Raw genomic sequence first — 12,676 nt, 5'->3', positions numbered from 1 at the left:
CGCCCGCGCGGTGCTCGATCCTACCGGCGACACATCCCTCAGTTCATGCACTCGCCGGTCCCACCAACACCGGCACTTTGACCCGATCAATCACCTTCGCGCTGATCGAGGGGTCGAGCAACCGCCCCAGCCGCGACAGGTGTCGGTGGCCCATGATGATCAGCTCGCAGCGCAGTTCCTGCGCTTTGGCGATAATCGCTTCAACCGGCAGCCCGGCCACCATGCAGCCCTGGCTGGCGAAGCCGGCTTGCTGCAGTTCGCGCACGGCCTCGGCTACGGCGTGGTCGGCATGTTGCTGTTCCACGCAGGCGGCGGGGTATTCTTCCAGTTCCTCGGCGGTGTAGGGCGCGGGTTGCTCGTGCACCGCGAAGGTGGAATCGATGGCCAGCAGCACGTGCAGTTCGTGCTCGCCCGGGCGGCAGTAGCGGCGGGCGAGGGTAAGCAGGGCGGCGGATGCGGGGGAGGCGTCGATGGCGATCAGGACGGGGCTGGGCATGCGGGATCCTTGATGTATTTGGGGGCTTGGGCGGCCTTTTCGCGGGTAAACCCGCTCCTACAGGCCAACGCAACACCTGAACCAAGGAGCCGGTTTACCTGCGAAAGGACCGAACCTGCCATGCAGCATTTTTGACCTAATCCTTCCCTGAATAAATGGTGCACCACGCACAAGCGCATTGCGTCCGGTGCAATCCATCAACCTGATACCATCGCATTCCCCACAGCTGTAACGGAAAACGGCCATGCAACTTCCGGACATGAACCTGCTTGTCGCCCTCGATGCCTTGCTCGACGAGGGCAGCGTGGTTGGCGCGGCGCAACGCATGAACCTGAGCCCGGCAGCCATGAGTCGGACCTTGGGGCGTATCCGTGAAGCACTGGGTGACCCGATCCTGGTGCGGGCCGGCCGTGGCCTGGTGCCGACGCCGCGTGCACTGGCCCTGCGCGAGCAGGTGCATGGCCTGGTGGAGCAGGCCGGGCAGGTATTTCGCAGTCGCGACGATGTCGACCTGGTGAACCTGGACCGTGCCTTCAACATCCGCACCAATGACCTGTTCATCGCCCTTTATGGGGCTCAGTTGTTGCGCATGATGCTGGCCCAGGCACCGCATACGGTGCTGCGTTTTGTGCCGGAGGGCAGCGGCGACGATGATGCGGTGCTGCGCAATGGGCAAATCGACTTGATCATCAGCTCAGCCATTGAACTGGGCCCCGAAATCAAGGTTCAGAGCCTGTTCAACACCTACTTCGTGGGCTTGGCGCGGGAAGGGCACCCGGTTTTCGATGACGAGATAACCCCTGAGCGCTTCGCCGCCTACCCGCACATCAGCGTGTCACGCCGTGGCCGCGCCAATGGGCCTATCGACGTGGCGCTGGCCAATTACAAGGTGGAGCGCCGGGTGGCCCTGATCACGACGAGTTTTCACTCCGCGATGTTTTCGCTGCCGGACTCAGACCTGATCTTGCCGATACCCGCCAATATCCTGAACAGTGTGAACCGGCTGAAACTGCCATTGCGGTCTTTCGAGATCCCCGTGCCACTGGAAAAGGTCAACGTCATGCAGGCGTGGCACCCGCGGTTCGATAATGACCCGGCCCATCGCTGGCTGCGGCAGACGTTGAAAGCGTGCGGCAGGATGGACCCTTAAGGCGTGTGGCACGTGCGCATCCGCTACCCGATTGCGTTTGACGCAATATAAAACTGCCGACAAGTCAGTTTTCGTAAGCATTCGACCTTCTTAGACTTGCTCCAGTCGCAAATTTGTTGCCGGAGATGTCTGTCCATGAGTTCCCTGTCCGTCCCGTCTGCCGCCACTGCCGCCGCCCTCGCGCCGGCTGCCCCCGCGCAGGCTGCGTTCGGCCTGCAGGTCGTGGTCGGGTTGTTCGGTGTGTTGCTGGCTGTGCTTTGCGCCGGCCTCAACGAGTCGGTAACCAAGATTTCCCTGGCCGATATCCGCGGCGCCATGGGCATCGGAGCCGACGAAGGGGCCTGGCTGCTGGCGGCATACAGCGCCGCTTCGGTATCGGCCATGGCTTTCGCGCCGTGGCTGGCCACGACCTTCTCGCTGCGGCGCTTCACCATGAGCGCTGTCGGCCTGTTCGCCGTGCTTGGCTTGCTGCAACCTTTCGCCCCCAACCTGCACAGCTTGATGTTGCTGCGCATACTGCAGGGCTTTGCCGCTGGCGCGTTACCGCCGATGCTGATGAGCGTGGCCCTGCGCTTTTTGCCGCCAGGCATCAAGGTCTATGGCTTGGCCTGCTACGCCCTGACCGCCACCTTTGGCCCCAACCTCGGCACGCCACTGGCGGGGCTATGGACCGAATACGTCGGTTGGCAATGGGCGTTCTGGCAGATCATCCTGCCCTCGCTGCTGGCCATTTTCTGCGTAGGCTGGGGGCTGCCGCAGGACCCGCTGCGCCTGGAGCGTTTCAAACAGTTCGACTGGCGGGGCGTACTGCTGGGCCTGCCCGCCATCAGTTGCACTGTGCTGGGCCTGTCGCTGGGCGACCGCTGGGGTTGGTTCGATTCGCCGCTGATCTGCTGGCTGCTGGGCGGTGGCCTGCTGTTGCTGGTGTTGTTCATGTACAACGAGTGGTCCGAGCCGTTGCCATTCTTCCAGTTGCGCTTGTTGCCGCGGCGCAACTTGAGTTTCGCCCTGGTGACCCTGGCCGGTGTACTGGTCGTGCTCTCGGGTGTGGGCAGCATCCCGTCGGCCTACCTTGCGCAGATCCAGGGCTACCGCCCGGCGCAGACCAGCCCGTTGATGATGCTGGTGGCCATGCCGCAACTGATCGCCCTGCCGCTGACAGCGGCACTGTGCAACATCCGCGCAGTGGACTGCCGCTGGGTGCTGGGCATTGGCCTGGCGATGCTGGCGGCGTCCTGTGTTGGCAGCAGCCTGCTGACCAGCGAGTGGATCCGTGGCGACTTCTACCCGTTCTACCTGCTGCAGGTGTTCGGCCAGCCGATGGCAGTGCTGCCGTTGCTGATGCTGTCCACCAATGGCATGACCCCGCAGGAAGGCCCGTTCGCCTCCAGCTGGTTCAACACCGTCAAGGGCCTGGCCGCCGTGATCGCCGGTGGCCTGCTGGAGGTTCTTGGCACCCTGCGCCGGCATTTTCATTCCAATCACCTGGTAGACAGCTTGGGCAACGCCCCGTTGATCGACGGTAACGCTGCTGGCTTGGCCAAGCGTATTCACGACCAGGCGCAGGTATTGACCTCGGCCGACCTCTATCTGGTGCTGGCCTGTATCGCCGTGGCCCTGATCTGCCTGATTCCTTTCGTGCCTACCCGGGTCTATCCGCCGCGTGCGGTGGCTTGAACCCTGGATGATGTCGAGAACTATTGAAATGACCAACAACCGCAAAACCCTTTTTATCGGCTCGGTGCTGGCCGTTGCCGTCCTGGCCGGCATCGTCGGCCCCTGGATCTTTGGCAGCGACCACCGCCAGAGCACCAATGACGCCTATGTGACCGCTGACTACACCGTGGTCGCGCCCAAAGTCACCGGTTTCATCAAGCAAGTGCTGGTGGAAGACAATCAGCAGGTCACGGCTGGCCAGTTGCTGGCGACCATCGACGCCCGTGACTACCAGGCCGCGCTGGATGCTGCGCAGGCGCAGTTGCTGGTAGCCCAGGCACAAAGCGCCGATGCCCGCGCCACGCTTGAACGCCAGGATGCGCTGATTGCCCAGGCCGAAGCGGCAGTGAAGGCGGCCCAGGCTGAGGTGGCGTTCGCCGACCATGAAGTCAAGCGCTACAGCCGCCTTGCCGAGCAGGGCGCGGGTACCGTGCAGAACGCCCAGCAGGCGCGCAGCGCTGTCGATCAAGCCCGAGCTCGCCTGGCCAACGCTCAAGCTGCGCGGGTCGCGGCGCGCAAGCAGGTAGACATCCTCACGGCTCAAGTGGCCAGCGCCGATGGCCAGCTCAAGCGTGCCGAAGCAGGCCTGGAAAAGGCCCAGCTCGATCTGTCCTACACCCGCATCACAGCGCCGGTGGACGGTATGGTCGGCGAACGCGCCCTGCGCGTGGGGGCCTACGTCAACCCGGGTGCCCGCCTGCTGTCGGTGGTGCCGTTGCAGCAGGCCTATGTGGTCGGCAACTTCCAGGAAACCCAGCTGACCCACGTTCAGCCGGGTCAGCCGGTGAGCATCAGCGTCGACACCTTCTCCGGCGAAACGCTGCACGGCCATGTGCAGAGCATTGCCCCGGCTACCGGCGTAACCTTCGCCGCAGTCAAGCCAGACAACGCCACCGGCAACTTCACCAAGGTGGTGCAACGCATTCCGGTCAAGATCGTTCTCGATGATGGCCAGCCACTGCTCACCCGCTTGCGTGTGGGCATGTCGGTAGAAGCAACCATCGACACCCGTGGCGACAAGCTGGACGGCAAAGAGGTGAGCGCGCGATGAAGCCGGGATTACGCTTGAGCCCGTTGCTGCTGGCCGTGCTGCTGGCCGGCTGCACCATGGGCCCGGACTTCCTGCGCCCAGATAGCCAGGCCCCGCAGCAGTGGGCGCCATTGCAAGGCGAGGCGGCAGCCAGCCAGCCGCAGGCCGAACCGCTGGAGCTGCGCTGGTGGGAAACCTTCCACGATGCAAAGCTTAGTGCCTTGATCCAGCGCGTTGCCGAGCGCAACCTCGACTTGCAGATGGCCAGCGCGCGCCTGCTGCAAAGCCGTGCGCTGCGCAGTACCTTGGCTGCCGACGAAGTACCGTCGGTGGACGTGAACGCCGGTTACAGCCGCGCTCGTAACAGCGCCGATGGCTTGAGCGATCCGTCCGGCAGGGCCGGGAAAGAAGCCTTCAACCTCTGGCAGGGTGACCTGGTGGCCGGTTGGGAACTGGACCTGTGGGGCCGTGTGCGGCGTCAGGTCGAGGCTGCCGATGCCACGGTCGAAGTGGCCGAGAATGACCGCCGCGGTGTGCTGGTGGCACTGCTTTCGGAAACCGCCGGCAATTACATCCAGCTGCGTGCCGTGCAACACACCCTCGATGTGACGCAGGACAACCTCAGGGTCGCCCGGCACAGCCTGAAGCTGTCCCAGGACCGCCAGGCCGAAGGTGTTGCCACGCGCCTGGATGTGGCCCAGGCCAGCGCCCAGGTCGCGTCTATCGAGTCGCGCCTGCCAAGCCTGGAAGCGCGGCGTGATGACCTGATCAATGCCCTCAGCCTGCTTGCTGCCGAGCCGCCGCGCAACCTCCAGGCCGAATTGCTGCAAGGCGGCGAGCTGCCCGCGCCGCAGCAGAAGTTTGCCATCGGCTTGCCGTCCGAACTGGCCGAGCGCCGCCCGGACATCCGCCAGGCCGAGGCCCGCCTGCATGCCGCCACCGCCAGCATTGGCGTGGCCAAGGCGGATTTCTACCCGAGCATCCGCCTGTCGGGCAGTGTCGGCTTCCAGGCCATGCAGCTGTCGGATTTCGGTGGCTGGGATTCGCGCCGGTTTGCCTTCGGTCCGCAGTTGTCGCTGCCAGTCTTCGAAGGCGGCCGGCTCAAGGGCACCCTGCAACTGCGCGAGGCGCAACAGCAGGAAGCCGCGCTGAACTATCGAAAGGTAGTGCTGGGGGCCTGGCATGAAATTGACGATGTGCTGCGCCTGTACAACGCCAGTCAGTTGCGCCGTGATCACCTTGCCGAGGCCGTGCGGCAAAACCGTATCGCCCTGGAAACCGCCCAGCGCCAGTATGTGGAAGGGGCGGTGGACTTTCTCAATGTGCTGACGGTACAAGGCGCGCTGCTGGCCAGCGAGGAGCAATGGATCGACAGCTCGGCAGCGGTGTCGCAGGCGCTGGTGGGGCTGTACAAGGCGCTGGGTGGAGGCTGGCAGGCGTTTGATGGGCCGCCGCAGAATGCTCACGGTTAGAGAGGAGGCATGGATTCTGCGGGGGACAGGCAGCCGAACACTCAGAGCGGGCGCAGCAGGCCAAAGCGCTTGCGCAGTGCCCAGTCCAGCAACCGCCGCGGCAGCAACCGGGCCATCAGCGGCAAGGCGGTACTGCCATTCCCCAGCCGCACCCGTGCTGGCGCCGGCGACTTGCCGACGGCTGCCAGCACGCCTTGGGCAAATACCGCCGCTGAAGTTGGCTTGTCCTGCGATGCCCGCGCCCGCGCCTGCACATGCTCACGCAAAGGCCACCACGGCGAGTCCATCGCCAGCACTAGCTCGGCCTGGCGCTGGGCATTGCTGGCGAACTGCGAGGCTATTGCGCCCGGCTGTACTTCCATCACCTGCACACCGAACGGTGCCAGTTCCAGGCGCAAGGCATCGCTCAGGGCATGCACAGCCGCTTTCGAGGCGCAGTAAGCGCCGGCGAATGGCGTGACCAGCACGCCCGATACACTGCCGATATTCACCACCAGGCCGCGTGAGCGGCGTAGCAGCGGGAACAGTGCCCGGGTAACGCCGACCACGGCGAAAACGTTGGTTTCGAACTGCTGGCGCAGGGCGTCGACGCCACCATCGAGCAGTGGCCCCATGGCGCCGTAGCCGGCGTTGTTGATCAGGATATCGAGGGTTTCCAGTTCCTCTGCCAGGCGGGCCAGCGCCTCGCCGTCGTTTACATCCAGCTGCCGGGCCGTGTAGCCGGCGGCACTCAGTTGCTCGACATCCTCAGGCTTGCGGGCGGTGGCCCAGACATGGTGGCCGGCATCGCGGAAAGCGTCGGCCAGGGCGCGGCCGATGCCGCTGGAACAACCGGTGATCAGGACGGTGGGCATGGTTGGGGCCTGTTGTCATGGAGGAAACACATCAATTGGCAAACGTACCTTGCAGGTGCTCTGCCCGGAACTCCAGGGTCTGCGGCCGATAGCCGGAACGCAGCGGCGGCAATGGCAGGCAGTCTTGCCACTCGGCCCCCGGCTGCAATTCACCTGGCCCTCGGTATCGCGGTGCATTGTAGGTGTTCTCGGCCAGGTTCACGGTATCGCCCGGTGCGTACGCTGCCACGCGCCAGCGCAGTTCGGTCAGCGGCACGTCGTTGCCGTTCTTCATGCGTACCAGCAGGGCACGGTCGGCGGGACAGTGTTCGGGGGCGTAGGTCAGGCGCAGGGCCAGGTGTGCCAGTCGGCTGCTTTCGCGGCTGTCTTGCCAGACGACGAACGAAGCCACCAGGCCCAGGCCACACACGGCCGCCAGGGAGATGGGGAGAGCCTTGGCTGGGTAACGCAACAACAACACCAGCCAGGTGAGGACCAGCAGGGCACCGATCAGCATCGCGTAATCGCCTCATTCGCGCGCAGGGAGGGCTACAGCCTATCTAAAACCCAGCGGTCAGGTAACCGGTGAGCACCTATGCCAGAAGCCAGACCTGGCATTGCTGCGAGTAGTGGAAAGGGTACATCCATTCTAGATTCCGCCATGCCTATTCAGAAGGAGCAAGGCCATGAGTCAGACAGCGATTGAGCAAAAGCCTGTGCAAGAAATGAAAAAAGCGCCTGCCAAGGGCAAAGTGACGGCAGTCATCAGCCTGGCGGGTCAAAGGGAGGATTTCGTTTCAGAGGGCGTGGACTACGGGAACGCTGAACAATCAGCGTGGTTGTATGCGTACAAGGGGCAGGCCGACGATGCGGACGTCTACATCGACTTCGACCTGGCATTGCAAGAGGGCGTGCGGGATGTCGTTATCGATGATGAGGCGAACCGGGCTCTTGTCCACAAGCGCGGCACAACCTATGGCGGCTATGCGAAATCCGGGCATATCCGGAAACTTGAGATGACCGCCACAAGCATCAGGGCAGAATCCTTCGAATTTGAAGGGGAGGATGATTTGCAGCGACCTTTCAGGGTGGTGGGTGGCCCGTTCGACATCTACGTCATAGCTCCGACCCTTGAATGAGCAGGCTCGCCCCTGGTCAACCCAGGGGCGAGTCAGCATTTACTGCGCGATGGTCTTCACCGAAACGCCGCGCTCGATGGGGGTGGAGGTGCGCCCGTACACATCCTCGAAGCGTTCGATGTCATCTTCGCCCAGGTAGCTGCCGGACTGCACTTCGATGATCTCCAGCGGGATCTTGCCCGGGTTACGCAAACGGTGCACCGAAGCGATCGGGATATAGGTCGACTGGTTTTCGGTCAGCAGGAACACATTCTCGTCGCAGGTCACCTCGGCGGTACCGGACACCACGATCCAGTGCTCGGCGCGGTGATGGTGCATCTGCAGCGACAGGCTGGCGCCCGGCTTGACGGTGATGTGCTTGACCTGGAAGCGGCCGCCCATGTCCACCGAGTCGTACGAGCCCCACGGGCGATACACTTCCAGGTGGTTCTGGGTTTCCGTGCGGCCCTGTTCGTCGAGGGTCTTGACCATCTGCTTGACGCCTTGGACCTTGTCCTTGTGGGCAATCATCATGGCATCCTTGGTCTCGACCACCACGATGTTCTCCAGGCCGATCACCGACACCAGTTTGCCGTTGCCGTGGATCATGCAGTTGTGGCTGTCTTGCACCACCACGTCGCCTTTGGTGACGTTGCCGTTGTCGTCTTTCTCGTGCACTTCCCACAGCGACGACCAGCAGCCGACGTCGCTCCAGCCGGCCGACATCGGCACCACGCAGGCACGCTGGGTCTTTTCCATTACCGCGTAGTCGATGGAGTTGTCCGGGCAGCAGGCGAAGGTGGCTTCGTCGATGCTCAGCACATCGCCGTCTTCCTCGCTACGCTCCAGGGCCAGCACGCAAGTGTCGTAGATGTCGACATCGTGCTTTTTCAGTTCCTCAAGGAAGCGGCTGGCGCGGAACAGGAACATGCCGCTGTTCCAGAAATAGCCACCGGCCTGGACGAACTCGGCGGCGCGTTTTTCATCGGGCTTCTCGACGAACTGCGCAACCCGCGCCACGCCCTCGGGCAGCAGCGCGTCCTGGCTGGAGCGGATGTAGCCATAGCCGGTTTCCGGCTTGGTCGCCGGCACGCCGAACAGCACCATCTCGCCACGCTCGGCGGCCACGGTGGCCAAGGCCAGTGCACGTTGCAGGGCCTTCTGGTCATCGATCACATGATCGGCAGGCAGCACCAGCATCAGCTCGTCGCGGCCTTCGTTGACCAGCTTCATGGCAGCCATGGCCACGGCCGGCGCGGTGTTGCGGCCGAACGGTTCCATGAGGATGCCCTGGGTTTCCAGCTTCAGTGCGGCCAGCTGCTCCTGGACGATGAACTTGTGGTCCTTGTTACAGACCACGATCGGGGTGTCCATGCCCTCGAATACAAGGCGCTCGATGGTTTGCTGGAACAGCGTGTGTTCACCGGTCAGGGCCAGGAACTGTTTGGGGAACTGTTTGCGCGACAGAGGCCACAGACGGGAACCGCTACCACCAGAAAGAATTACCGGGATCATCATGTTTCTCCAATAGTCGTTGAGAGGCAGGGGAATCAGTTGCTAGCCACGGGGCGAGTTACCCACACCGGCGACAAGGCGTTGCCGGAACCCGTTACGTACAGCACTGCGGCTTCGCCGCGCTCCAGGGCGACGGGTTTTACGTCACCCACTTTCTTGTCTCCTTGGTACAGCGCCAGGTTGACTTTGACCGGGTTGATTTCACGTTCGCCACGGCCGTTGGCGGCCACTGGTTTGACCACTTCGGTCTTGCCGTCTGCGGTTTTCAGGGTCAGTTGCTGGTCGCTCAGGTTCTGTACGCGCACCAGAGCTTTCTGCTTGTTCTTGAACGGTGGTTCTTCGATCAGTTTCGGGTTGCCGTTGTTGCTGTTGACCAGCGTGTAGTACTTGTCCGAGGCCAGCTTGACCGGCACGCTCTTGCCGCCGACCTGGGCGGTGTAGTCGCCACCTGGCAGGAAGCTGAAGTCGCTGCTGGCCTGGGCACCAACCTGTTTGATCTGGGTGTTGCCGACCGATGCTGCGGCCGGTGCACTGGTGGCGTTGTACAGGCGTACGAAGGTCGAGCCTTTCGGCGCGCTAGGGCCATAAAGCGCGGCGTCGGCACCGGCAAAGGCCTGCATCGAGGCAAGGGAAAGGCCGGCCGCGAGGGTGAGGGCTTTGGCAATGGAAGTCTTGGTAGTCATGTGCGTTTCCTCTCTATCAGTCAGTGGTCTGTCCGGGTGGACGACAAGGCCAGGTTTTGTTCGGATTTACGGGAGTTTTTCAGCTGCGCGATCCACTGCGGATCGAAGCTGCTGAGGTCGTTTTTCATTGGCAGATAACGTTCGGGGAATTCCCACACCACCACTTGTGGTGCGGCGTTTTTGAAGGCATCGCTTTGCAGGTACTTGAGCATCGGCAGCAGTGGGCCATGGCCGTCTTCGGCGTAGTTGGCGACGTCACTGCGCAGGGCCTGCTGCAGCGCGCCGAGGAAGTTCCAGTGCGGGTTGGCGCTGTAGCTGGTGCCTACCAGTGCAACCGGGATCTGCTTGTCGGCGAACAACGCGTCGCCGGCGTCACCCTCGGTGTCGACTGGGCGAGTGGTGCGTTGCTGCAGGTTGTCCGGGGTCGGCAGCAGGTTGCTGAACAACGGGTCCAGTGGCAGGAAGTTGGTCAGGTCGCCTTTGTAGGGGGCGGTGTTGCCGGCTTCGGTGATGAAGGCTTGTGGGGCGCCGTTGAGCAGGCTCTGGCGGCTGACCGCTTCGGCCAGTGTTTGCGCCGCCACTTCGGCACCCATAGGCGTCCAGTGGGTATCGGTACGCAGGAACACCTGGCCACGGGCCTTGGCCTGCTCCATCGGTGCCATCAGGTCCGGTGCGAACACGTTGGCCTGGCGTGCCTGGGCATGGAACTGGTTATACAGGTCGTCATGCAGGCTGGCAGGCTGCTCTTTGCCCAGGTACTCGGCGTAGACCCGCGCCTTGGCCGGCACGATCGCCAGCACCAGCTGGCTACCGTGTTGCTGCAGGGTGTCGCGTACGCCACGGATCAGGGCCAGGTTTTCCTGCATCAATTGCTCGGCACCGGCGGTGGGCTTGAACTCTTCGTCGCTGAACAACCACTGGTCGCGGCCCAGTACCACACCCGGGCGGCCTTCGTTGAACAGCTTGAAGTCCATTGCCGCCCACAGGTTGGTGCCCAGGCGCTTGATCGGGAATTCGGCGTCGTAGTGGGTCTCGGCGGCTTTGGCCAGCTTGCCGTTGAGCAGGGTCATCTGCTCGGTGCGCTGGAAATTCTGCAGGCCACCGGTGGACCAGGCGCCCATGCCGACCAGCAGGCCGAGGAACGACAGGGAGTAGGTGATGCGTAATGTCCGGGTCATGGTCATCAACCTCAGAACTGGAAGTAAAGGAACGGCGAGTAGCTTTGTGCCGAAAGCTTGAGGATCGAGGCGACGAACAGCAGCAGGATCAGTGCGCGGGTCATCACCCGGGTCCAGTCCAGGCCTATCGAGCCGTCAGCGTTGACCTGCACCGGGGTCGCCGTGGGCGTCGGTCTGGCATTGCGGTAGAAGTCACGCAGGCCGAAGAACGCCAGGGTGAGGTAGGCGATGACCAGGGTGGCCACCTGCAGACCGGTGAGCTGGGCACGGTTGAGCTCCGACAGCTGCCAGTCGCCGAAGCTGAACATGGCGCCGTACATGCGGGCGGCCACATGCAGGTTTTCGGCGCGGAAGATCACCCAGCCGACCACCACCAACAGGAAGGTGAAGGCCCACTTCACTGGGTTGAAGCGCTGCGGGTTGGTGTCGATGCCCAGCGCGCGCTCGATGGCCAGCCACATGCCGTGCCACGCGCCCCAGATGATGTAGGTGAAGTTCGCACCGTGCCACAGGCCGCCCAGCAGCATGGTCAGGAACAGGTTTCGGTAGGTATTGAAGGTGCCTTTGCGGTTGCCGCCCAAGGTGATGTACAGGTAGTCGCGCAGCCAGGTCGACAGGCTGATATGCCAGCGCCGCCAGAACTCGGTGATCGACTGGCTGATATAGGGCTGCTTGAAGTTTTCCATGAAACGGAAGCCCATCATCAGGCCCAGGCCGATAGCCATGTCGCTGTAGCCGCTGAAGTCGAAGTACAGCTGCGCGGTGTAGGCCAGGGCGCCGAGCCAGGCATCACCGGTGGTGGGGTTTTGCAGGGCGAAGCAGTGATCGGCGACCACGGCCAGGGTGTCGGCGATGAACACTTTCTTGATGAAGCCCTGCATGAAACGGGTGCAGCCTTCGGAAAACTTGTCCAGGGTGTGGGTACGGTTGTTGAACTGGTCGACCAGGTCCTTGAAACGCAGCACGGGGCCTGCGATCAGGTGCGGGAAGATCGCCACGAAGGCTGCGAAGTCGATCAGGTTGCGGGTAGCTGGGGTGTCGCCGCGGTATACGTCGATGATGTAGCTGATCGACTCGAAGATGTAGAACGAGATACCGATCGGCAGCAGCACGTGGGTCAGAATGAATGGCTCCAGGCCAAACGAGGTCATGATCGCGTTCAGGCTGTCGACGCCGAAGTTGGCGTACTTGAAGTAGCCGAGGATCGCCAGGTCGACACCCACGCCGAGCAGCAGCCAGCGCTGTGCCGGCTTGGTGCGCACACCGGCGGCACCGACTTTCAGGCCGATCCAGTAGTTCCACAGGGTGACCCCGGCAAACAGTGCCAGGAAATCCACCCGCCACCAGGCATAGAAGATGTAGCTGGCGATCAGCAGCAGCAGGTTGCGATAACGTTGCCCGCTCAAGTAGTACAGGCCGAGGAAGATCGGCAAGAACAGGAACAGGAACACGTTGGACGAGAAGACCATCCCGGTTCTCCTAATT

The 12,676-nt window shown here is 63.0% G+C and carries 12 protein-coding genes; 5 read left to right on the top strand and 7 right to left on the bottom strand.

The window, feature by feature from the left end; genetic code table 11:
- Positions 1 to 43: 43 nt before the first annotated feature.
- On the bottom strand, positions 44 to 496 hold the full coding sequence (locus tag GST84_21855; GenBank protein XGB14841.1) for a universal stress protein: 453 nt from the start codon (positions 494 to 496) through the stop codon (positions 44 to 46).
- 244 nt (positions 497 to 740) lie between these two features.
- On the opposite strand from GST84_21855, the gene GST84_21850 reads away from it, so the two are divergent.
- From GST84_21850 to GST84_21835, 4 genes are all read left to right on the top strand, one after another.
- Positions 741 to 1,646 (top strand): LysR family transcriptional regulator, encoded by a 906-nt coding sequence (locus GST84_21850; protein ID XGB14840.1) that lies wholly within the window; start codon positions 741 to 743, stop codon positions 1,644 to 1,646.
- Positions 1,647 to 1,781: 135 nt separating this feature from the next.
- Entirely contained in the window at positions 1,782 to 3,323 is a 1,542-nt protein-coding gene (locus GST84_21845) for an MFS transporter (protein ID XGB14839.1), read from the top strand.
- 28 nt (positions 3,324 to 3,351) lie between these two features.
- Entirely contained in the window at positions 3,352 to 4,413 is a 1,062-nt protein-coding gene (locus tag GST84_21840) for an HlyD family efflux transporter periplasmic adaptor subunit (protein ID XGB14838.1), read from the top strand.
- The gene (locus tag GST84_21835; protein ID XGB14837.1) at positions 4,410 to 5,864 is read left to right on the top strand and encodes an efflux transporter outer membrane subunit; all 1,455 of its coding nucleotides are present in this window, start codon (positions 4,410 to 4,412) and stop codon (positions 5,862 to 5,864) included. The genes GST84_21840 and GST84_21835 overlap by 4 nt, the downstream gene beginning before the upstream one ends.
- A 41-nt stretch (positions 5,865 to 5,905) precedes the next feature.
- On the opposite strand, the gene GST84_21830 is transcribed toward GST84_21835, so the two are convergent.
- Positions 5,906 to 6,718, bottom strand: a complete 813-nt coding sequence (locus GST84_21830; GenBank protein ID XGB14836.1) for an SDR family oxidoreductase — start codon at positions 6,716 to 6,718, stop codon at positions 5,906 to 5,908.
- A gap of 31 nt (positions 6,719 to 6,749) precedes the next feature.
- Positions 6,750 to 7,214 (bottom strand): multidrug transporter, encoded by a 465-nt coding sequence (locus GST84_21825; GenBank protein XGB14835.1) that lies wholly within the window; start codon positions 7,212 to 7,214, stop codon positions 6,750 to 6,752.
- 169 nt (positions 7,215 to 7,383) lie between these two features.
- On the opposite strand from GST84_21825, the gene GST84_21820 reads away from it, so the two are divergent.
- Positions 7,384 to 7,836: a hypothetical protein gene (locus GST84_21820; protein XGB14834.1), complete on the top strand. Its 453-nt coding sequence runs from the start codon at positions 7,384 to 7,386 to the stop codon at positions 7,834 to 7,836.
- Between the two features lie 39 nt (positions 7,837 to 7,875).
- Here the strand turns inward: GST84_21820 and GST84_21815 are convergent, their stop codons facing one another.
- The 4 genes from GST84_21815 to GST84_21800 are packed head-to-tail and all read right to left on the bottom strand — an operon-like array spanning position 7,876 to position 12,660.
- Positions 7,876 to 9,330: a mannose-1-phosphate guanylyltransferase/mannose-6-phosphate isomerase gene (locus GST84_21815; GenBank protein ID XGB15819.1), complete on the bottom strand. Its 1,455-nt coding sequence runs from the start codon at positions 9,328 to 9,330 to the stop codon at positions 7,876 to 7,878.
- Positions 9,331 to 9,365: 35 nt separating this feature from the next.
- Positions 9,366 to 10,013: an alginate O-acetyltransferase gene (locus tag GST84_21810; protein ID XGB14833.1), complete on the bottom strand. Its 648-nt coding sequence runs from the start codon at positions 10,011 to 10,013 to the stop codon at positions 9,366 to 9,368.
- Between the two features lie 20 nt (positions 10,014 to 10,033).
- Positions 10,034 to 11,191 carry an alginate O-acetyltransferase gene (locus tag GST84_21805; protein ID XGB14832.1) on the bottom strand — a complete coding sequence of 386 codons (1,158 nt, stop codon included), beginning with the start codon at positions 11,189 to 11,191 and terminating at the stop codon, positions 10,034 to 10,036.
- 11 nt (positions 11,192 to 11,202) lie between these two features.
- Positions 11,203 to 12,660, bottom strand: coding sequence for a membrane-bound O-acyltransferase family protein (locus tag GST84_21800; protein XGB14831.1), 1,458 nt, complete (start codon positions 12,658 to 12,660; stop codon positions 11,203 to 11,205).
- Between the last annotated feature and the right edge of the window lie 16 nt (positions 12,661 to 12,676).

The organism is Pseudomonas putida, assembly GCA_041879295.1.
GTDB lineage: Bacteria > Pseudomonadota > Gammaproteobacteria > Pseudomonadales > Pseudomonadaceae > Aquipseudomonas > Aquipseudomonas putida_Y.
The sequence above is the reverse complement of the archived record's forward strand: the minus strand, read 5'-3'. Positions and strand labels throughout refer to the sequence as shown.